Annotated in this window: 13 protein-coding genes and 1 pseudogene; 7 read left to right on the top strand and 7 right to left on the bottom strand. The window is 66.9% G+C overall.

Going from position 1 to position 21,487, the window contains the following annotated elements:
* Nucleotides 1-364: 364 nt before the first annotated feature.
* Nucleotides 365-595 carry a hypothetical protein gene (locus ACIRB1_RS42795; RefSeq protein ID WP_403469392.1) on the top strand — a complete coding sequence of 77 codons (231 nt, stop codon included), beginning with the start codon at nucleotides 365-367 and terminating at the stop codon, nucleotides 593-595.
* Nucleotides 595-798, top strand: a pseudogene (locus tag ACIRB1_RS42790) (hypothetical protein); the annotation flags it as partial. The gene ACIRB1_RS42795 and the pseudogene ACIRB1_RS42790, both read left to right, overlap by 1 nt.
* Before the next feature lie 146 nt (nucleotides 799-944).
* On the opposite strand, the gene ACIRB1_RS42785 reads toward ACIRB1_RS42790, so the two are convergent.
* Complete coding sequence (locus tag ACIRB1_RS42785) at nucleotides 945-1,154, bottom strand: hypothetical protein (protein ID WP_403469391.1); 210 nt, start codon at nucleotides 1,152-1,154, stop codon at nucleotides 945-947.
* A gap of 374 nt (nucleotides 1,155-1,528) precedes the next feature.
* On the opposite strand from ACIRB1_RS42785, the gene ACIRB1_RS42780 reads away from it, so the two are divergent.
* Nucleotides 1,529-2,353 (top strand): hypothetical protein, encoded by an 825-nt coding sequence (locus ACIRB1_RS42780; RefSeq protein ID WP_403469390.1) that lies wholly within the window; start codon nucleotides 1,529-1,531, stop codon nucleotides 2,351-2,353.
* A 515-nt stretch (nucleotides 2,354-2,868) separates the two neighbouring features.
* On the opposite strand, the gene ACIRB1_RS42775 is transcribed toward ACIRB1_RS42780, so the two are convergent.
* Both ACIRB1_RS42775 and ACIRB1_RS42770 read right to left on the bottom strand, forming a co-directional pair.
* Nucleotides 2,869-3,657 carry a class I SAM-dependent methyltransferase gene (locus ACIRB1_RS42775; RefSeq protein ID WP_403469389.1) on the bottom strand — a complete coding sequence of 263 codons (789 nt, stop codon included), beginning with the start codon at nucleotides 3,655-3,657 and terminating at the stop codon, nucleotides 2,869-2,871.
* A 252-nt stretch (nucleotides 3,658-3,909) separates the two neighbouring features.
* Nucleotides 3,910-4,113, bottom strand: a complete 204-nt coding sequence (locus ACIRB1_RS42770) for a hypothetical protein (protein WP_403469388.1) — start codon at nucleotides 4,111-4,113, stop codon at nucleotides 3,910-3,912.
* Nucleotides 4,114-4,394: 281 nt separating this feature from the next.
* On the opposite strand from ACIRB1_RS42770, the gene ACIRB1_RS42765 reads away from it, so the two are divergent.
* Both ACIRB1_RS42765 and ACIRB1_RS42760 read left to right on the top strand, forming a co-directional pair.
* Nucleotides 4,395-5,549, top strand: coding sequence for a hypothetical protein (locus ACIRB1_RS42765; protein WP_403469387.1), 1,155 nt, complete (start codon nucleotides 4,395-4,397; stop codon nucleotides 5,547-5,549).
* Nucleotides 5,550-6,150: 601 nt separating this feature from the next.
* On the top strand, nucleotides 6,151-6,801 hold the full coding sequence (locus tag ACIRB1_RS42760) for a pentapeptide repeat-containing protein (protein ID WP_403469386.1): 651 nt from the start codon (nucleotides 6,151-6,153) through the stop codon (nucleotides 6,799-6,801).
* Between the two features lie 27 nt (nucleotides 6,802-6,828).
* On the opposite strand, the gene ACIRB1_RS42755 is transcribed toward ACIRB1_RS42760, so the two are convergent.
* The 4 genes from ACIRB1_RS42755 to ACIRB1_RS42740 all read right to left on the bottom strand — a co-directional run bounded on the left by ACIRB1_RS42755 (nucleotide 6,829) and on the right by ACIRB1_RS42740 (nucleotide 12,869).
* The gene (locus ACIRB1_RS42755) at nucleotides 6,829-7,401 is read right to left on the bottom strand and encodes a hypothetical protein (protein WP_403469385.1); all 573 of its coding nucleotides are present in this window, start codon (nucleotides 7,399-7,401) and stop codon (nucleotides 6,829-6,831) included.
* Nucleotides 7,398-7,841, bottom strand: coding sequence for a hypothetical protein (locus tag ACIRB1_RS42750; protein WP_403469384.1), 444 nt, complete (start codon nucleotides 7,839-7,841; stop codon nucleotides 7,398-7,400). The genes ACIRB1_RS42755 and ACIRB1_RS42750 overlap by 4 nt, the downstream gene beginning before the upstream one ends.
* A 303-nt stretch (nucleotides 7,842-8,144) precedes the next feature.
* The gene (locus tag ACIRB1_RS42745) at nucleotides 8,145-12,044 is read right to left on the bottom strand and encodes a LamG domain-containing protein (RefSeq protein ID WP_403469383.1); all 3,900 of its coding nucleotides are present in this window, start codon (nucleotides 12,042-12,044) and stop codon (nucleotides 8,145-8,147) included.
* 561 nt (nucleotides 12,045-12,605) lie between these two features.
* Nucleotides 12,606-12,869: a hypothetical protein gene (locus tag ACIRB1_RS42740; protein ID WP_403469382.1), complete on the bottom strand. Its 264-nt coding sequence runs from the start codon at nucleotides 12,867-12,869 to the stop codon at nucleotides 12,606-12,608.
* Nucleotides 12,870-12,891: 22 nt separating this feature from the next.
* On the opposite strand from ACIRB1_RS42740, the gene ACIRB1_RS42735 reads away from it, so the two are divergent.
* Both ACIRB1_RS42735 and ACIRB1_RS42730 read left to right on the top strand, forming a co-directional pair.
* On the top strand, nucleotides 12,892-21,006 hold the full coding sequence (locus tag ACIRB1_RS42735) for a ricin-type beta-trefoil lectin domain protein (RefSeq protein ID WP_403469381.1): 8,115 nt from the start codon (nucleotides 12,892-12,894) through the stop codon (nucleotides 21,004-21,006).
* A gap of 84 nt (nucleotides 21,007-21,090) precedes the next feature.
* A complete protein-coding gene (locus tag ACIRB1_RS42730) occupies nucleotides 21,091-21,441 on the top strand; it encodes a hypothetical protein (RefSeq protein WP_403469380.1) in 351 nt (116 codons plus the stop codon).
* Nucleotides 21,442-21,487 lie beyond the last annotated feature (46 nt).

Below are 21,487 nucleotides of genomic sequence, written 5' to 3'. Positions count from 1 at the left end.
AGCCGGGCCAGGACCCGCTCGAGGAGTCGACCGGCCGCCCACCTCTCAAACGCCGTGTCTTCCTCGAACTCTCGCAGGTTGGTAGGCATAAAGCCCTCCTGACGATCCACCCTCTGCAAGGTCTGCGCTATGCAAAAAGTATCGGCCGAAAGTGCGAGGGTGTCGCCTCCTGTTATCCGATGGCGCCCGATCCGTGGCGCCGAGGAAGGCCGCCATCGGTTCCGGACTGTGACACGGCGTGGCATACCAACGGCGTCTGGCTCGCGGGCCAGCGGTTCCGCGCTGGTGGTGCGCAGTCGTCCTCACGGTCGCCGTGCGGCCGATACCGTGGTGGCACACGCCCGTTCGCGCCCTGGAGGCCTCGATGAGCGAACAGCCGGCCCCCGCCGACCACGCCCGGGAGCAGCTGGAGCCCGCCGCCGACGGGTTGCGCGCGTACGCGGCCAAGACCCGCGAGAGCGCCGACCAGCTCGCCGCCGTCCTGGAGGACATCGCCACCAACGGGCTGCCCTCGGTGGAGGACTGCACGCCGTGGGAGGAACTGCGCGAGGCCCACCTTGCCCGGCTCGCCTCCCAGCGCCCGGCCGTCGCCTGATGGCCGTACCGCACGGCCCGCGCCGCGCCCGGATCGCGTTCTCCGACTCCGCCGCCAAGCAGCTGGACGCCATTACCAGCGAAGCCGAGCTCCACGCGCTGGACAGCGCCTTGGTCGTCATCTCCGTCGACCCCGAAGCCGGCGAACTCCTCCCCGGCAACATCAGCGGGCCGCGGCTGCGCCAGTGCGTCGACGACGTCGAACCCTCTTGACCTGGCGAACCGACCAACAACCCTTGATACCCGCTGGCTGTGGCGATGCCGGCCGCTTGGGCGCTAAGGACGGGGAGAGGGCGCGGGCCTCCTCAAGCGGGGAGTGCCGCAGCAGCCGGGCCGCGGCACTCCTGACCCTACTGAGCGGGCCTGGGCGTCAGCGGACGTTCCGAGGCGGCCGCCTCCGTCGCGGTCTCGGCGGCGGCACGACGCTTGCTCCACTTGTCGTAGGCCACGGTCCCGGCGATGGCGCTGCTGGTGAGGGCTCCGCCGATGATGACGCCTTGGCCGAGATAGAAATACCGCAGCGCGGCGGGGCCGCCGCGCTTGGCTGCTTCCTTGGTCAATTCCGCATAGTCCCACGCCATGGTGGTGCATACCTCAGTTCGTGTGGCTTGCTCAGGGGCAGGTCGATGATGCCAGGACGGCGCACCGTGGGTGGAGCGTTTGGTGATTGTTCCGCCTAAGTAGCCGATTTCGAGCTCCGGCTTGGTGCACAAGTTGACGAACACCGTGCCGAACCCGCACCCCTCAGTCCCCTCCATCCGCGCGGTTCCGGGGTGTCGCCCCGGGCAGGCGCGCCGGCTGGCACTGCGGCCTGTGCATCTGGAGCCGGTCCCGTTGGGTATGGGAGCTGGAGCTCGCGGCCGAAAGGAATTCGGCGGTGACCCGACGGTTCAACCGGCAGAATCGGGTGATCGACATGCCCTCTGGGGGAGCTATGCAGGAACTTCGCTTCGACGACGACATCCGGTTCACCGCGACGGTCAGCAGCGACCAGACGTGGCTCAAGCGCGCACTGGGAGCCCATGAGCTGTCCGTCCAGGTCGCAGTCGGGGTGTCGCCCTTCTCCGAGGCCGGGAAGATCCTCGCCCTGGAAGCGGACCTGTTCGGTTTCGAGGCGACGGGGCAGCGCTCCCGGCTCGCCCGGACCACGGCGAACCTGGCGTACACCCCGAAGGTCACTGTCCACCGTGTGAATCTGTCCTTCCCTCTGACGTCGCTGCAGGTCCACGCGATCGAGGAGGGCCGAACCGGCGACGTGCGGTTCGAGATCGACCTCAACGCGACCCTGCCGCAGGCGCCCGGCTACCCGGGGAGCACGCAGGACACGGCGTACATCACCATCGCCAAGAGCCGGTGGGAGCAGCAGCTCGCGCAGCTGGGGCCGTCCGCGGCGTTCGAGATGGCCGTGCCGTACCCGCTCGGCGACCCGGAGCGGGACGAAGTCGGCCGGACCCTGCGCGAGGCGCAGCGGCTACTGACCGCGGGCGAGGTCCGGGCATCGATCCTGGAGGTCAGGCGGGCGCTGGAGTGGATCCAGGAGCACGTGAACTGGGAAGTCCCGGGGGCGAAGAAGCTCGCCAGCCAGTGCACCCAGACCGAGCGGTGGTGGCGGATCCAGGACGCCCTGTACAGCCAGACCTGCGGCGCCCTGCACAACGACGTGGTCACCAAGCCCTTCAAGTACGACCGGACCGAGGCTGAGACCCTCCTGGCAATGACCTCCGCACTGCTGCGGAACGTGCCCGTCACCAGCGCGTGACAGGCGGCCCGGCGGCGCCCGAAGCGGCCCCGCATCCGGCGAACGCGCAGGCTCACGCCTCGCCGGAGGGCGCGCGCCGCGCATGCCAGGCCCGTTTGCGGCAGGCGGGAGAGCAGAACACCGCCGAGACCAGACGGTCGACCCCGACTGTCCACGCCACCCCGCACTGCGGACACGAAGCTGTCACGCCAGCCTTCACCGCCTCGGTCCGAGCCCTCGTTCGGCGCATCCGCCGCCAGTGCCTCGAACGGCAGGCCGCCTCACAGAACACTGCCGTCGACTTCGCCGACGGCATCAACGGCCCACCGCACCCCCGGCACAACCGTGGCCCGCTCCCATCGACCGCGACGACGGCCAGACGCAGCCGGGGTACTCCACCCCTGCTCATACCTCGTACGGCGGACGCTGCCTGCGGCCCAGTCGTCGCTTCGAGTGGAGCCGCCCGAAACGACTTGTCCCTGAACTGCATCAACAGACCAATCGACGTGACACGCAAGCACCTGACACGGGCCCTGCTAGTCGGCCTGCAGGACGAAGAACAGGAAGCACAGGAAGCGCGGCCCGGCCGCGATGGCCTCGGGGAACATCTCGCGGGCGGCGGGATCAGGCTCCGGCTCGCTGATGACCGTGATCCGGAAACCGGCCCCGGTGAAAGCCTCGACCATCGCGTGCAGCGGCCTGTTCCAGCGACTCACCAGAGCGGTATGACCACCCACGGTCCACTCTACGGTCCATTTGGTGGTGTCGAAGTAGTTGCACTCGGCCTCCCGACCGGCCTCGCGGTGTATGAGGTTGACGGCAAAGGGATGGTCGACAGACGCGATCAGCCGACCGCCGGGCCTGAGTATGCGTCGCAGCTCGGTCAGCGCCGGCCCCCAGTCCTCCAGGTAGTGCAGCACCAGGGACGCGACTACATCGTCGAACGTGTCATCAGCGTAAGGAAGCGGGCTGCCCAGGTCCGCCACCTGCAGGTCCGCACCGTCGCCGAGCCGCTGCCGGGCCAGCTCCAGCATCCCGGCACTCGCGTCGAAGCCACTCACAATGGCGCCACGGTCGCGCAGCGCGGCAAACAGGGCCCCCGAGCCACAGCCCGCGTCGAGGATCCGCCGGCCGGCCACGTCTCCAGCAAGGGCCAGCATCGCGGGACGCTCATAGTAGGCATTGACCAGGTTGGTTTCGTTAGCGGCCGTGTACGCCTCGGCGAAGCCGTTGTAATCGTTGGCCTTCGACGGATCCACACTCACCGCGGACGGCGAGACCAGCATGGTGGAAATCGCGTGCTCTTGGCGCTCGCTTGAGATCATGGTGCGGGAGACGTGCGCTGCACCAGTTCGGTTCCTAGCCCCCTCCCCGTCGCCCTCACAGCCCTGAAGATCCAACGAGCCGTTCGTTTAGACGGTGTCCTACCTGGCCTTTCTCGGCCTAGCAGCCGCCCTCTGCTGCTACAAACGACTCCTCAAACTGACACCGTCTTAGCCCCTGCGTACACGCCGACGGGCGGCACCCCCATACGAGGGGTGCCGCCCGTCGCTGTGCTGTGCGTCCGTGACGCTGTCTCAGAGGAAGCCGACTTCCTTCTCGATGGTGCGTACGAGCGCGGCGACCGCGATGAAGCTGGCGCCACTGGATGTGAGCGCGGTGAGCACGCTCCCGTCGAAGTGGCGCGTGAGCATGAAGGCGATCAGGGCGGCGATGAGACCGCACTGCAGGGCGATGATCAGCGCCATCACCTTCGTCGTGCGGGTGGGCGGGATGGGCATCGTTGCCGTCCTTGGTCGTACTCGGATACCGGCCCCTCCGAGAGGGCTGGCGTGCTGCTGTGCAGCGCTTATGTGGCTGATCAGATACGGCCTGTTGTGCGATGGAAAGCGGCTACGTGTGCGGGTTCGTGCGGCGCTACGTGAGGCGTATTTGTCCAGCTCAGAGGCTGTCCTTCGCACGAAGTAACACAAGATCGACCAAAGGTTTCATAGTCCACTGATATGCCGTCGGGGGGTATCCGGGATCCTGGGTAGCTACACGTCAGGAGGACAGCCCGCACATGAGCAACGCCCAGTTGTGGGAGGAACTGCTTGCTCAACTTGATGAGCAGCCGCAAGACGCCTCCTGGCATCTCTTCCGCACCGCCCTCAATGCCTTCTACCGCGTGGCCGAGGAGCAAAAGGACCTCAGCCTTCGGGAGCTGGAGAAGCGTGCGAGGAGGATCAACTCGGCAGGCCCCGCCTTTTCCACCTGGGGCTTGGTGGTGAAAGCGCCACGTCCCGGCGCTGAGGTGACTAGGCCGGAGTGGAAGCGGGTTGAACTACTTGTTCAGGTGTGGGCCAAAGATTTCAAGTACAACGCAGGACGCACGCGAGAGCTCTTAGCGGACTGGGCCCACGCTTACCGCCAATGCGGCGGCGATCCCGGGCCCGACTGGCCGCCCCGCCCTGACAGAAACGTCGTCCCGCTGAGAGCTGAGTCCGGCGAGGAAGAGCCGTCACCAGCTCCTGCGCCCGTGATCGGCGAGGTTCACAAGGGCAGCCAGCGAAAAGGCGCTGCCCCGGGCCCGGGTGAACGGTCGTCTGGCCGTTTGCGGGGCGGGGCCGCTTCTGCTCGTTCCCCTGGGCTCAACGAACCCCGCTCGAGACGGCAGCCCGTTAGCCGGGGCGATGGGCTTGAAGACGAAGCGTTCGTCCCTATCAGGGGTGATCTTGTTCCTGAGGGACAGCGAACCTCAACTGGCAGACGACCGATCGCCCTCAGTGCGGCAATTAGTCTGTTCTGCGTTATTGCGGCTACTTTCTTCTCATTTACCGAGTTCGAGACGTTCCAAGACTCTGGCAGCCGGGTGACCCGCGTCTCCGGCGACAGCGTGATCCACTCTCACGACGGCTCTGGAACAGTGTCCTTGTACTCCTGCGCTGGGCTGCCCGACGTCAGCTGTAAGGTTCTCTATCACCTCCGTGACCGCACCGTAGTCACGATGGACTGTTGGATCGATGCCGCGGACGATCACCGCTGGTTTCTGGTCACCGTTGGCGTCGATGCCAACGCCTCGCATCGGACCCGCAGCGGGTTCGTCTCATCTGCTGACATCCCTGAGAAGGAGCAGATCCGTACGCCCCAGTGCAGTAACGCCATCATTGATTCGCCTACAACCCTCGAACCGTCTCCTATAGGGAGGCGGCCGACGCCGTCGCTCAACCCTCTCTGACCGCATCCGGTACGAGTTCCTCGACAGCAGCGGCAAGGTCGTCGGCTTCGCGGAGGGCGTCTACTCGGCGGCCGCGCACCAACTGCTCGGCGACGAGGGCCTCTACGGCGACCCCGGACGCTGCGGTCCGGCGTTCCGCCTCGTCTACGTCAACGCCTACGACAGTACGGGTGACGGCACCGACCGGCCCCACTTCTGACTACGCCGGTTCGCAAGGCACAACAACGAGTCCCCGGACCCGTGTAATTTGCCGACCAGCGCGGAGTTCGCCGGGACCGAGTGCGCGTCCCCGAAGTCCCGCGCGGTGTCTCAGGACTGTCACATATCGGATGATCTGGTCCGATCAAGTTCAGGAACCTGCTGAAGTGCCGCCATGACCAGCCCGAGCCCCACCCCCGGCGCGCACGTCGCACGGCTCCGCCGCATCGCCGCACGGCTCCGGACGCGTCTGCACCCGCCATCACCGGCACCCGCCCCACCACCCACGGGTCCTGCGCCGACAAATCCTCCCTCTGCCACCCCGGCGGCCCCCAACGGAACAGGTCCAACCCCAGCGAACAACACAGACCGCGGCCACTGGTGGACCCGGCTGGAACGCTCGGTGGCACTACTCGTTAGCCTCGCTACCCTCGCGGCAGCCGGGGCCGCCCTGGTCACCGTCCGACAAGCCGCCGGCGAACAACGCCTCACCCGCGACGGCCAGGTCACCGACCGCTACACCGCCGCCGTCACCAACCTCGGCGACACCGCAGAAGAAGTACGCATCGGCGGCATGTACGCACTGCAACGCATCGCCCAAGACTCCACCCGCGACGCCCCCACCGTCGTCCAAGTCCTATCGGCCTACGTCCGCAGCCACACCCCCGAAGCCAAGAAGGGAGTCACAGGGCCCGACCAACCCGCCAACGATGTAGCCGCCGCCTTGACCATCCTCGCCGCCCCACTGGCCAAAGGTGTACCGGTGGACCTGCACGGCGCATACCTGCACGGCGCACACCTGCACCGCGCCTACCTGCACCGCGCGGAACTGTCCGGCGCCAACCTGTCTGGCGCGGAACTGTCCGGCGCCACTCTGTCCGGCGCTGACCTATCCGGGGCTGACTTGTCCAGCGCGAACTTGCGAGGCGCAGACCTCTCGGGCTCGTACGTGTTCGGCGCGGACGTGCAGGACACGGATGTGACCGATGCGGACCTGTCCGGCGTGGACCAGAATGGTCATGCATATGGGGTGACCGGGTGGCCTCTGCCCTAGGACACCACCTCGCCCGCAGCGCGCTGATCAAGCGGCATCCGGCCACGGTTTACCTGCCGGGCCGGACGCCGGCCGGTGGCATAGTCGTTGTCCTCGACCCCGGAGTCTGGCGGGGAGGGGAAGAGTGGTCGGCGGGGGCAGGCACGGCCGTCCGTCGGGCAGGTCGACGTCGGTGCCGATCCGCCGGTCACCGTAGGCCGAGACCGCGCTCGCGGCACGCGACAGGGCAGCCATCACCGCGACGAAGACCAGTGCCGGCAGGGCCTGGTGCAGCCGCTCCTGCACCGTGCCGTCTCCGAGGATTGAGCGCATGACCTTGGAGGCGGCGGTCAGCTGGCCGACTGCCGTCAGGCCGACGGTCACCTGGCAGACCAGCAGCAGGGCGACTGCCGCCCGGTCCACGGCCCATGACATGCCCGTAATCCGTTTCACCACCGACGGGATCCGGGCGCACAACGTCCTGAAGGACACTCCGTCCATGGGGTTGACCGAGTACTGCCCGGTGTACTTGATCTCTGCGGGCGTCGGCGGCGCCATCGTCGGTCCAGCGGCCTTGGTTGAGGGGCAGGAGCCCTGCGCGGGCACGGTCGGCTGTGTCATGACGTGCTCCCGCTCGCCGTCACGGTGACGCTAGGGACTGCTTCACGCAGGGCGCGGATCTTCTGTCCGAAGGACGCCCGGCGTGGTGAAAGTGCTACGACGGCCCGACCGGAGCCATAAGCCTGCTGGTGGAGATAGTCCGGCACGGCGGGGGTGGCGGTCAGCTCGGGGATCCTGACCAGGGTCTGATACCGCAGGGTGTGCGGGGAGAGGGCACCGGTGACGGTGGCGCCGGAGGCGTCCTCGAGGTCGACGGTGACCCGGTAGTCGCCGAGGTCGGCCAGATGGATCGGCGCTCGCCAGACCCCTGACGTCGCGTCCTGCCCGGTGTACTGGGTGAAATCCTCGGCCGCCCCGGCTTCCGGTCCGCCCGCAGATGCGTCCAGCGGATAGAAGTGGGCCGTGATGTGCGTGAGAGGCCGGTCCGAGTGCGCGGTCACGAAGACCAGCCCCGGTTCGTACCAGCCATCCGCGTCGGACAGGACGGGGCCGCCGGTGGTGTTGTCCGCGTAGGCCGGGGCGAGGCCCGCGAAGAGGGTGGCGGACAGGGCGGTTGCCGTGGCTGCCGCCAGGAAGGTGCTGCGACTTCGAGCATGAGCATGAGGATCGAGAACCGTAGTGACGTGCTCTGGCGAGGCACCGCTCGGGGGCGCCGCAGGGGCGGCTGGGTAACCTGGCGGGCCGTCAGTGCGAGGCGCCCGCCCAGGAAGTTCTTGGGCGGGCGTCTGAACGCCCTCAGTGGATCAGCCGAGTTGGCTGACAACAGCGTTGTCGCCCTTCGCGGCGGCGTCGGCGGGCGGCAGGGCCGTGTCGTAGATGTGGATGTCACTGACCTTGCCGTTGGCGTACTCGCCATAGGTGCCCTGGTAGAGGCGGCGGCCGATCTGGACAGGACCGGCGGCGTTCCACGAGGTGCCGCTGTAGGTCTTGGTGCCGGACTGGCGGCCGTTGACGTAGAGGGTGAGTTGGTTGGCGGAGGCGTCGTAGACGCCGACCAGGTGGGTCCATTGGCCGATGGTCGGGGTGCCTCCGTAGACGGCCGTGAAGGACGTACTGGTGGTGTCGTCGTTGTGGCGGCTGAAGGCCCAGGCCTGTTTGGCGGAGGAGTAGTACAGCTGGAGTCCGTTGGCGTTGCCCGCGGTGTCGGACTGCGAGAGGAAGGTCGAATTGGCGGTGAGGGACGCGGGGTTGACCCACGCCGAGACGGTGAAGCTCTTGGACGTGTCGACGGCCGGTCCGCTCGTGGCGGCGTATCCGGTGGTGCCCGTGAGGTTGAGGACCTTGCCGCGGGTGGTGTCGGTGGTCCAGGAAGAGGCGCCGCTCAGGGTGGCGCCGAGGGTGCCGACGCTGTCCTTTGCGGTGGTGCCGGTGCCGTCGTCGAGAGTCCATCCGTGGGTGGCGGTGTTGGTGACCGTGCCCAGGGAGACGGGGTCACCGAAGATGTACTGGGGCGGGGAGACGAGGACTTTGCTCCGGATGTACGGGTATTCCGTGAGCTCGCCGTGGGTGTCCACGGCGTACAGGTCGGGGTTGCCGTCGGGTCCGCCGGTCGGGCTGTTCAGGTCGCCCGGTGAGGCGACGACGGGGTAGGTGCTCGGTGACAGGGTCAGCGGCAGGGTGGCGTGTGTGGAGGCGTGCAGGAGGGCGGGCAGCCCGTTGGCGTCGACGGTGAGCGAGTAGCTGTAGAGCGCCCCGGTGGAGTTGTCCCGTGCCCACAGGGTGGGCGTGCCCTGGAACGTGCCGGGCGCGATCAGCGTGAGGCCTGACCAGTCGCCGTCACCGAGAAGGATCGGGTCGGCGAGGTGCTTGCCGTTGTCGGTCTGGTAGATCCACAGCTTGCCGTTCTCCACGGTGATGACGGCGGGGTGGCCCTGCTGGTTTCCGTAGACGTTGCCGGGTGCGATGAGTTGGGTGATGTTCCAGGGCGTGGCCGGGTCGTATCCGGCGCCCGCGCAGCGGCTGTCGGGGACGGTCGGCTGGCAGGGGTCCTTGGTCACGGGGTCGCCGGAACGCTTGCCGATGTAACCGGGGAACTTGGACCAAGGAGTGAGTTGGGCATCGCTGTCGTCCTTTGGGTCAAGGTCGTTCGGGACGACATACAGCTGGGATGTCTTGCGGTTGTAGGCGAAGAGGTCGTCGACGTCCGCGCCGTGGAGATTGCCTCGGTGGGCGATGAGGTAGTTGTTCCAGCCGGTTCCGTCGGGCGAGTCGGCCGGGGTGGAGACGAGCGCCGGCCCGTTGATCGCGGGAGTGGTGCTGACCTGCCCAGTCTGGGCAGGGGTGGCGCTCTGGGCGGGGTCGGTGTCGCCGGGGATCAGTTCGAGGTCGCCGGTCTTGGTGGTGGCGAGGAGGTCGGGTATGCCGTCGCCGCTGATGTCACCCGGTGTGATTCTGGAGTTCGGGTTCCAGGGCACGGTGAAGGTGTAACCGGCTGGAGCCTGGGAGATGTTGCCGGCCCCGTCGACGGCCGCGACGTACAAGGTGTGCACGCCCCACGTAGGCAGGGCAGTGATGGGGATCTTGCCGGTTGCGGTGCCCTGGCTGTCGGTGCTGATGAGCGACGCTGGTGTGCCGGTGGTGGCGGTGGGTTGGCTGTCCATCTGCCACAGGAAGTGGTCGACGCCACTCGACAGGCATGCGTTGGGCGTGCAGCTGCTGTCGGAGGGAGCGCCGTCCGCCGCGGTGACGGTGAAGCTGGTAGGGCTGCCGGTGTAGATGTCGTGGGCTGTGGGGCCTGTCCCGACGGCCGGGACGTCGGGGTTGTCCGCGATATTCGGAGTATCCGGCGGGGTGAAGTCGGTCTTGAACCAGCAGTGGTCGCTGATGTCGGAGGTCAGGCTCAGGGTGGAGTTGTTGTCCTGGGCGTAGACGTCCCAGCCGTATTCGTGGCCGTCCTTGAGTGTGAACCCGATCGGCATGGTGGCGTCCGAGCCAGATGAAAGGTAACCGCTGTCGGGGGTTGAGTCGCTGTAGGCGTTGCCGCTGGAGTCGAGGACGGTGCGGTCCCAGACGTGATAGTGCGCCTTCACGAGTTCGCCGGAGACGTTCGCTGTGACCTTGGAGTGCAGTTGGACGTTGCTTCCGGCGTCGGAGGAGGTGACCGCGCCGATCCAGCCGTCGCCGCTCGTGACGCAGGATCCGTCGGCTCCGTCGGCGGGTGGGGTGGTGGTGAGGCCGGTCGGGATGCCCGGGGGGACGTCGAACTTGACGGTCATAGTGAGTTTGCTGGACATCCGCAGATAGTCGTCGTTGCTGGACGAGATGCTCTCGTTGCCGTAGAGGGCGATGGTCCAGTAGTCGCCGCCGGAGCTGTGATAAGTCGCTATCCGCTGGGCCTGGTCGTGCACCTGGAACGACGCGGTGTGGTCGCTGCAACTGCTGCCGGAGTTGGATGCGCTGGGAATCGTGGTCTTGACGGGGGCGTAGCTTTCGTCGACGGGGAGTGGCTTGTTGTTCCAGTCGGTGCCGGAGTCGATCGATCCGGTGGTGTGCAAGGTGATCGGCTGGTTCTGTGAGCAGTCCCAGCTGGCCCCGTACGTGGAGCTCACCGTGATGAGCGCGTCGTAGACCTGCATGGAGGGATCGAGGTCGCTGGTGGGGATGGCGTAGTACGAGCGTTCGAGCCCCGTGCCGCAGATGCCGCCCCAGCGCTGATAGCCCACGCCTTCGCCAACGGGCTGCGGCTTGTCGTACTGCGGGCTGTCCGAGCAGGTGGAGCTGGAGTAGACCTCGTCGTAGTGGCCGGAGGTCTTGCTCACGGGGTTGTTGAACGGGTCGATGTACACCGGGTAGGTCGTGTCCGGGTCGTTGAGGACAGCCGTGTCCGGTGCCAGCGTGAGACCGGTGGAGGTGGTGTGCATCGGCACTGGGTCGACGTTGGCCCCTTCTCCGGGGCCGTCGACGGAAGACGTCGCGGGGGCGTCACCGGTTGTGGTGGGGGCCGCCGCGGATGCGGTCTTCGTCAGCGCGTTCGGCGGGGTGCTGGAGTCCCACATTAGCGGGCGGGGGCTGACGTAGGCGACGGAGCCGTCGCTGGCGGTGGCGTCCATGCCGCCCGAATCCGTGGCGGAAAGGGTCAGGCCCTGAGTGGAGGCGGCCTCGGTGAGCTGTTTGATGTGCGGGTCGGCGGCGGCCGTTGCGTCATGGACGATCAGAACATCGCTGAAGCCGCCCTGGTCGGTGACCGACACGGACAGATCGACGCCGGGCAGCACCGACTTGTACACGGCCGTGTCGTCGCTGACGGTGGGCACGGGCAGGGTGAAGGGCATGGTCAGAGCCATGCTGTGCCCGTCCTGGTTGGTGAGGGTGACCAGGGGACCGTTACCGCCGCGGGAGAGGGTGACGTCGTTCGGTGTGGCCTTGGGCGACAGTGTGCCGTCGGGATTTGCGGCGAGGGTGGCGTCGAGTGGCGTCCAGGTGCCGTCCTTGAGGACGCGTACCGGCATGACGTTGGTGGTGGAGGTGAACATGCCGTCGGGGTTGGCGGTGACGGTGGAGGTTTCTGTCGTCAGTGACTCGACGGTTACGTCCTGGCCAGTGGTGACGGCGTCGATCTGGGCGGCCAGCATCGGATCGCTCGGTGTCGGGGCGTCTGCGCTCGCCGAGGCGGCGGGGACGGTGAGCAACAGGCCTGCCAGCACGGGTATCAACGCCAGACGGCGCCTCAGGTCTCTTCGCCGGTGCGGCATTCGGGCGTATCCGGACAACACGAAACGACTCCCCCTCTATTTGCCAACACTTTGCATCCGTGATCATCGTCACGTTTATGAGTGTTGAAGACCTCGCGGACGATGCGCCTGGCGTCCGGTTTGCCGCTAGGTGATGATGTTCGCCCCTTCACGGAAAGGGCACGCCAAACACTCAGTTGACATACTTGATCGACACATCGTCGGCACAGGGTATTGAGTTGGCCTCCTGCCATCAATAGCCTCCCGTCGATCACGCCTCCCGTGTGATCGGGGTGAGACGGTCTGTCAGGGCCGCTGGTCATGGGGGAAATGAGTGAGCGGCAAGCGCCGTTGGTTTGCGAGCGTCCAGTACCGGATCTGGGGCAGAGCGCTGACTCTTGCCACGGCGACCGTCGCACTGATGGCGCTATTGGTGCCCATAGCGGTGGCCCAGGGCGCCTTCGTGGGGCCTTACCGCTTCAAGGGCACAGTGTGGAATCCGAAGGTCCTGCCGAAGACTCCGGCAGTCGGCAGTCATGCCTTGCACAAGCCAACTGCCGGCCATCCCAAAGGGTTTAGGGCCGCTGGCCGGTACCGGGCCGTCAAGCCGGTGTGGCCGACCGCCGGGACGAAGACGGTGTCCCTGACGCACACCACCCAATCCGCCGACGCCGCGTCCACCACCGCTGCGGCGCCGAGTTCGTCACCCAGCTCCACCGGAGCTTCCGGTGCGGCCACCAAGCCGGCGTCCGCTCCCTCACCGAGCACGCGCATCGTGCCAGTCACGAAGCCGGTCAAGGCAGGCACCTTGCCGGTGTGGGTGGCACCTGCGCTGTCATCCGGCCAGAAGTCCGGCTCCGGCAAGGCGGTCGCCCCGGCTTCGGTACAGGTGAAGGTCGCATCACACACCCAGGCGCTGAAAGCGGGCGCCGACGGAATGCTGCTCGCCTTCACCCGCGCCGACGCGAAGTCCGGCCATGGCCGGGTCCGGGTGGTCATCGACTACGCGTCGCTGGCCAAGGCGTACGGCGGCGGCTTCGGCTCACGGCTGCGGCTGTACCAGGTCCCGGCCTGCGCGATGACCACGCCTCAGCTGAAGCAGTGCGGGACACGGACCCCCATTACCTTCACCAACCGGGCGACCGCGGACCAGTTGACCGCCACACTCACGCTCGGTTCATCCACCGCATCGGCATCACGTGCGGCAAACGGTACAGCCGGGGAGACGGCGATGTCCGCGGCCACCACGGCCGTGGAGGTCACCTCGGGCAGTTCCGGCTCGCAGGGCAGCTACGCCGCGACTTCACTGAACCCGTCAGGAACTTGGCAAGCCTCAGGGACCGGCGCCTTCACCTACTCCTACCCGATCGACGTCCCGCCCACGATCGGCGGCAACGCCCCGTCGGTGGCCTTCTCCTACGACTCGCAGTCCGAGGACGGGGAAACCTCGGCCCGTAACTCCCAGGCGTCCTCGATCGGCGACGGCTGGACTTACCAGCCGGGCTTCGTCGAGCGGACGTATCGTTCCTGCGGCGGCCTCCTGAACAGCAGCGGGAACAAGATCCTCAAGGGATCTGGGGACGAGTGCTGGGCCGGCGACAACGCCACGATCTCCTTCGGCTCGCACTCCGGACAACTGGTGCCCGACGGCACCGACTCCACGGTGCCGGGCGAGATCAAGCAGTGGCGGCTGACGGGCGATGACGGAACGCTGGTCCAGGAGCTGTCCGGCGCCGCCAACGGCCTGCAGGACGGCGTCTACTTCCGGGTCCTGACCACGGACGGGACCGCCGCGTACTTCGGCGCCGACCACTCACCGACCGGCCCCGGCCCCTCCGGCGGGATGCAGTCCGGCACTCCGGGCGACGCCTCGACCGACGCCGCATGGGGCGTACCCGTGCTGCATCCCGAGTCGGGTGACCCGTGCTACGACTCGGCCAAGGGCAAGGCGTCGCAGTGCGACAAGCACGAGGGCTGGCGCTGGAACCTGGACTTCGTCGTCGCACCGAGCGGGTTCGTGCAGCGCTACGACTACACGACCGAGACCAACTACTACGACCTGGGCGGAGGCCAGGCCGCGACCGGCGACTCGGGCACCCTGACCTCCTACGTCCGCGGCGGAAAGCTCGACAGCGTCTCCTACGGCTACAAGCTCGCCGACGAGCAGACGGGGCGCACCCCCGCAGGCCAGGTCACCTTCACGTCCAAGCAGCGCTGCCAGACCACAGCCACCTTCACCGACTGCTCGGCCGGAAACCTCGACGACAACACGGCCCCGCACTGGCCCGATGTGCCGTGGGACCTGCACTGCGACTCCACCGACAGCACCACCCTGCCATCCGGGTCGACCTCGGTACCGACCAACGTCTGCATCACCGAGGGACCGACGTTCTGGTCCACCACCCGCCTGGACAGCATCACCACGAAAATCCACGTCAAGGACTCGTCGACGGACGCTCTCGTCGACGTCGACAGCTATCAGCTCACGCAGGTGTACTCGGATTCCGGCGGCACAGTCGACCCGGTCACCGGCACCACCGTCGACCCCAAGGACGCGGGCTCCCTCCAGGCCGTGATGTGGCTGCAGTCGATCCAGCACACTGGCAAGGACACCTACGGCAACAGCAACAGCGACATCAAGCTGAACCAGGTCTCCTTCACCGGCACGGAGATCGACAACCGGGTCAACGACACCTCCCCTTCCGCCCCACCGCTGTACCGGCCGAGGATCTCCTCAATCCAGACCGAGACCGGCGAATCCATCGCCGTCGACTACAACGCCACCCCGTGCGCGAACAAAACAATGTCGATCTCGGCCGCAGACGCGAACACCAACTCCTGCTATCCCGTCTACTGGACAGTACCGGGGGCTTCGAAGCCGATCGCGGACTGGTTCAACAAGACCACCGTGCACACCGTCACCGCGTCCGACCTGACGATCGCCTCCCAGTACAAGCCGAACTCCCAGAACATACCGGCCGGTTCGGAGACACAGGTCTCCACCTACAGCTACGCCGGCCCCGCCTGGCACCGGGACGACTCGGCACAGACCGACGACCAGTACCGCACCTGGGACCAGTTCCGCGGCTTCCGCACCGTCACGGTGCAGACCGGGCAAGCCCCCGAGCCGGTCACCCAGCACACCACCACCTACCTGCAGGGCATGGACGGCGACTACAAGTCCGACGGCACCCGCCGCTCGGTCAGCGTGGACGTCAAGGTCGGCGGCTCCACGGTCCAGAGCGTCACCGACGCCGACCAACTCGCCGGCACGGCCGTTCAGAGCGACACCTACACGGCGGCCGGCGGCACCATCGACGCCGTAACCGTCAACGGCCCCTTCACCTACACCACCACCGCGCACACCAACCAGACCCCGTGGACGGACTGGACCCAGCAGGACAACCCCGGCGACACGAAGCCAACCCTGTCCACGCTGCCCGACCTGACCGCCTACCGCATCAAGACCACCCAGTCGCACGGCTACGCGCTGCTCGCGAACGGGACATGGCGCCACACCCGGACCGACACCGCCTACGACAGCCAAGGCCGGGTCTCCACCGTCGACGCACACGGCGACGTCAGCGTGGCCGCACAGGAGAAGTGCGCCACCACCACCTACGCGACACCGTCGTCCAGCAACACCATGACCCTGTCCTACCCGGACCAGGTCACCTCCGTCAGCGGACCCTGCGGCACCGCCGCCTCCGCAAGCACACTGCTGGCCGACAAGAAGATCTACTACGACGGCGACGGCACCCTCACCAACCTGGGCACCTTCGGACAGCTCGACCAGACCGCCAGCACCGCCATCGGCCAGGCCAGCGCCGTACGCACCGCCACCGGCTACACCGGCACCACCGAGAACTGGCAGACCAGCTCCGCCATGACCTACGACGGCGCCGGCCGCATCACCGACGCCCTCGACGCCACGGGCCAGAACACCCACACCGCGTTCACCCCCGCATGGTCCCTCCTGGGCGGAAACACCAACCCGACCACCATCACGACCACCAACTCCCAGAGCTGGAAGGTCACTTCCACCCTCGACGCGCTGCGCGGCCTGCCCACCGAGAACGTCGACGCCAACAACCGCAAGACCGACATCACCTACGACGCCCTCGGACGGCGCACGGCAGTCTGGCTGCCAGGTCGGGACAAGACCTCGGGCCAGAGCGCGGACGAGACCTTCGCCTACTCCATCAACCCCGGCGCGGTCCCCGCCCCCGGCGGCACCGTCACCTCACCCGGCGCCCCCTCCGCCGTGACCACGAAGACGCTGCGCGAGGACGGCACGTACGCCACCTCGATCACCATCTACGACGGCATGCTCCAGGCGCGCCAGACCCAGGCCACGGCCGACGGCGACACGAACTCCGGCCGGATCATCTCGGACACCTTCTACGACTCGCACGGCTGGCAGACCGCGTCGTTCGCACCGTACTCCGAGCCGGACAACAACCCGTCCACCACGCTGTACGCGGCGAACGAGAACCAGATCCCGTCGGAAACCACGACCGCCTACGACGGCCAGGGCCGCCCGGCCACCAGCACGCTGTGGCACCAGGCGGTCCAGCAATGGCACACCACCACCAGCTACCCCGGCGCCGACGAGACCGACACCACCGCCCCGACCGGCGGCCGCTCCACCGCGACCTACACCAACGCCCAAGGGCAGACCACCAAGAGCGTGGTCAAGAACACCGGCAGCACGGTCAAACTCACCCAGGGCCAGGTCATCCCGTCGGGCACGTCACTGACCTCGGACAGCGTGCGGCTGGCCATGCAGGCCGACGGCAACCTGGTCCTGTCCTCCCTCGCGACCGGCAAAACCCTGTGGTCCACCAGCACTTCGGGCAACCCGGGGGCCTTCGCCACCCTGCGGAGCGACGGCAACTTCGTCGTCTACAACGCCGGCGCCACCACAGCCCTCTGGTCGACCGGAACCACCACCGGCACGACCCTGCAGATCCAGAACGACGCCAACACGGTGCTCTACGACAGCAGCGGCGCCACCCTCTGGAAGACCGACACCCTCAACCAGGCCGGCGAAGCCGACGCCACCACCGCATACGCCTACACCCCGGCCGGCCAGGTCGACACCATCAAGGACAGCGCGGGCAACACCTGGGCCTACCACTACAACCTGCTGGGCCAGAAGACCTCCCAGACCGACCCGAACTCCGGCACCACCAGTTACGACAAATACGACACCGTCGGCAACCTGCTGCAGACCACCGACGCGCGTGGCCAGATCCTCTCCTACGCCTACGACTGGGACAACCGCCCCACCGCTGAGTACAACGGCGCGTGGTCGGCCACACCCGACCCCTCCAAAGAGCTCTCGTCCTGGTCATACGACACCCTCGCCAAGGGCTACCCGACCTCGTCCACCCGCTACGTCGGCGGGACGGCCGGATCGGCGTACACCCAGGCAGTCACCGGCTACAACACGGCCTACCAGCCAACCGGCACCACTCTGACCGTCCCGGCCACCGACGGCTTCGCCGCAGCCGGCCAAACCGCCGCACCCACCAGCGGCACGGTCACCTACACGGCGTCCGCCTTCTACACCCCGACCCTCGGACTGCTGTCCACCCTCCGCTACCAAGCAGACGGCAAGCTGCCCGCCGAGGACATCGACTACGGCTACACCCAGCAAGGCAACCTCGACGGCATCGGCGGATTCATCACCGCGGCCAACACCCCCGACTACCTGGACACCGCCGTCCACGACCCCTTCGGCCGGGTCCTGCAGACCAACTACGGGACCACCGGCAAGGAACTGGCCACCTTCGCCCAGTACGACGCCACCACCGGCCGGGTCACCCAGACGTCCAGCATGCTGCAGACGTCCACCACCGCCCTGGACGTGGCCAACTACCGCTACAACCAGGCCGGCGAGATCACCGCGATCGACGACCTGCAGAACAACACCACCCACGACACCCAGTGCTACACCTACGACTCCTTCCAGCGCCTGACCGCAGCCTGGACGGACACCGCAGGCATCACCAACTCCTCCAGCGCCCCCGTCGGGAGCGTCGGCGGCTGCAACACCGGCTCCGTGCAGACCACCACCACAGCCCCGGTCGCAACCAGCACGGTCGGCGGCCCGGCGCCGTACTGGCAGACGTACACCTACGACCTGCTCGGCGACCGCACCGGCATGGTCAACCACGACACCACCGGCACCGCGGCCAACAACACCACACAGACCACCGCCTACACCGGCACCGACGGCACCGCCGCCGCGACCCTGCCCGACCAGTCAGGCACCACGACCAACAGCAACCCAACCACCGGCACCGCCACGTGGACACCCACCTACACCGACCCCGCGTACAGCAACAAGAACGCCGGCGACACCATGACCCGCAAGGTGTCCACCACCGGCCCCGTCAACACCGGGTTCACGCTTACCGGCGGTGGCAAGCTCTGCATCGACGACGCAAGCGCCTCCACCACACCCGGCGCCGTCGTCCGCACCTACACCTGCAACGCCTCCGTCGCCCAGAACTGGACGATCGGCACCGACGGCACCATCAAGGTCCTCGGCACCATGTGCCTGGACACCACCGGCAACGCCACCACCGCCGGCACCCTCCTGGTGCTCGACACCTGCAACAGCGATGCCACCCAGAAGTGGAAGGCCACCAGCACCGGCACCCTGGTCAACACCGCCAACAGCGCGATGTGCGTGACCGACCCCGGCGCCAGCGCCACCATCCGCACCCAGCTCACCCTCGCCACCTGCGGCAGCGCCGGCCAGACCTGGACCACCGCCGGCACCGGAGCCCTCCCGTCCGGGCAGACCCAGACCCTCACCTACGACGCCGAGGGCCGCACCGCCACCGTCGCCACCGGCTCAGGTACGCACACCAACACCAGCAAGTACCTCTACGACGCCGACGGCAGCCTGCTGGAACAGACCAGCGCCGTCGACGGCACCGACAAGACCCGCATCCTGTACCTCTTCGGCGGCACCGAACAGATCACCCTCAACGTCTCCGCCAAGACGTGGACCGGCCTGCGCAATATCACCGGCCCGGACGGCACCACCATCACCCGATCCAGCAGCGGCACCGTCACCTACCAGGTCGCCAACGCCCAGGGCACAGCCACCACGGCCATCGACGCAGGCACTCTGGCGGTCACCCGCCGCTACTACGACCCCTACGGCAACTCTCGCGGCACCACACCCACATCATGGGTCGCCGCAGACGAGAACCACGGCTACCTCGGACAGCCCACCGACACCACCACGGGCTTGGACCTCCTGGGAGCCCGCAACTACGACCCGGCCCAGGGACGGTTCCTCACCCCCGACCCGCTTTTCGAAGCGGGCGACCCCAACCAGATGGGCGGCTACACCTACGCGGGAGACAACCCGGCTTCAGGAAGCGACCCGACAGGGACGATCCTGGTCAACTCTGACGGCACGCAATGCAGCGGCGGTTGGAACAAATGCGGCGGCCAGGGCGGAGGCAAAAGCTCAAGCGGCGGAAGCTCGGCCAACACAGGCAACTCCAGTGGCGACACGACTGCCGCGCCGTCCACCACCCCCGCACCTCCCAGGGGTTCGGTCCCCTCATCTACACAGACCCCCACACCGACTCTCGGCGAGACTCCGTGCCAACCGGCTGACTTCGGCACGAACCGGTGCGAGAGCTACGCCGGCGGCAAAGTCTTTCTCGGCACTGCAGCCGGGCTTGGAGCTGCGGGTTTGGCCGCCGGTGTCTTCATGTGTGTGGACTCCGGTGTCGTCGAGTGTCTATCCGGTCTGGTCCTGGGAGCCGGGGACGCCGAGGCGGGCGGGAGTCTGCTTCTCGGTAGCCGCATCATCGTGGGCCTGGGCGGTGCTGCGGCCGAGGCTACCGAAGAGTACGCCGACGAGCTGGCGGCCGAGAGCGGAGCGGCCAAGCAAGCCACCGAAGATGCCTCAGCCGCCAAGGCTGCCGCAGCCAAGAAAGCCGACTCACAGGCCGAAGCCGGACACGCCAACGCCGCTGCGGCCAAACCGGACAAGCCGTCATCCGGTACTTCCAACGGCAGAACAGAGTCTCCGAGTCGCTGCAGTTTCTCCCCCGACACCCCCATCCTGCTGAGCGGGGGCAAGACCAAACCGATCGGCAAGATCAAGACCGGCGACAAGGTCGAAGCCGCCAACCCCAAGACCGGCGAGCATCAAGGCCCCCGCACCGTCCAGTACGTGTGGATCAACCACGACCACGACCTGCTCGACCTCACCATCCGCACTGAGGACGGCCACACGGCCACCCTCCACACGACCGCCAACCACCCCTTCTGGAACGACACCACCCATACCTGGGTCCCCGCCAGCAAACTCCACGACGGCGACGCCCTCAACACCGCCGCCAATGGCCATGCCTACGTTGTCACCACACAGCCCACACCTGGTTCGGCAAACCGGTGGAACCTCACTGTCCAACAACTTCACACGTACTATGTCGTGGCGGGCGGAATTCCGATTCTGGTCCACAACACCAACTGTGGTGGGGAAATCCCCTACAACAGTGATGAGCTGAGTAGCGCTGCCTATCAAGCTCGCGGCAAGGGCGGATTCCCAACTGGTCCTTACACCCTGGCCCCCGGAGGAAATGTGGCCGTGGCTCGTGTGGAAGGTTATGACGACCTGCTCACCGGTTTCAGCAAGGGCGACGGCTATCATTCGGAAGATCACATCATGGATCAGATCGATGCCTTGAGGGCCCAGGGTCATGATATTGGCGATATCACCGAGCTCTATAGCGAGCGTCAGCCTTGCTCTGTCTGCGCCGGAAAGCTACCGGATTATCTTGCAGATAATGCACGGATCACTTGGTCGGTGCCATGGGGTGATGATGGGCTCATGAATTCGGTATCAAATGAGATGCTGGCTGGGATGGTCAGAAGGGCCAGCGGAGGCAGGTGAGTCACACCTAACGGGGGTCCGATGAGCCCGGCTCATCGGACCCCCGTTAGGTGCATGGGGCCCTACGTGCCCTATCATCAAGACATGGTTGATGATTCGCTTCTTAATCAAGTTGCCCATGAGCTGGAGCTTGCGGGGCTGCAAGCCGCCCCTTTCGATGGGCCTCAGGTTGGCGGTTTCGGGATCCAACCTGATGAGGGTAAATTGTGGGTTATTTGGACGCCCTCCCAAGACCTGTCCCAGGCTGCTTTCGGGGCACTGGCAAGTGGTGGCCGCACGCACCCCACGGTTATCCATATGGGCCAGGTGAAGCACATCATGGCGGAGGCAATGTTGCGGGTGCTCGTCTCGGCTGGTCTAAATGCGAAAATGAGTTCTGATGACATGTCGCCAGCCACAATTGAAGTTCACCCAATGGGAGCACATGGAGCCTAGCTTCACCTCAACCCATCACATGCATTTCCATGGCAGGCGATGAATT

This window comes from Streptomyces sp. NPDC096013 (assembly GCF_044763565.1).
Classification (GTDB): Bacteria; Actinomycetota; Actinomycetes; order Streptomycetales; family Streptomycetaceae; genus Streptomyces.
This window is presented reverse-complemented; position numbering and strand designations above follow the sequence as displayed.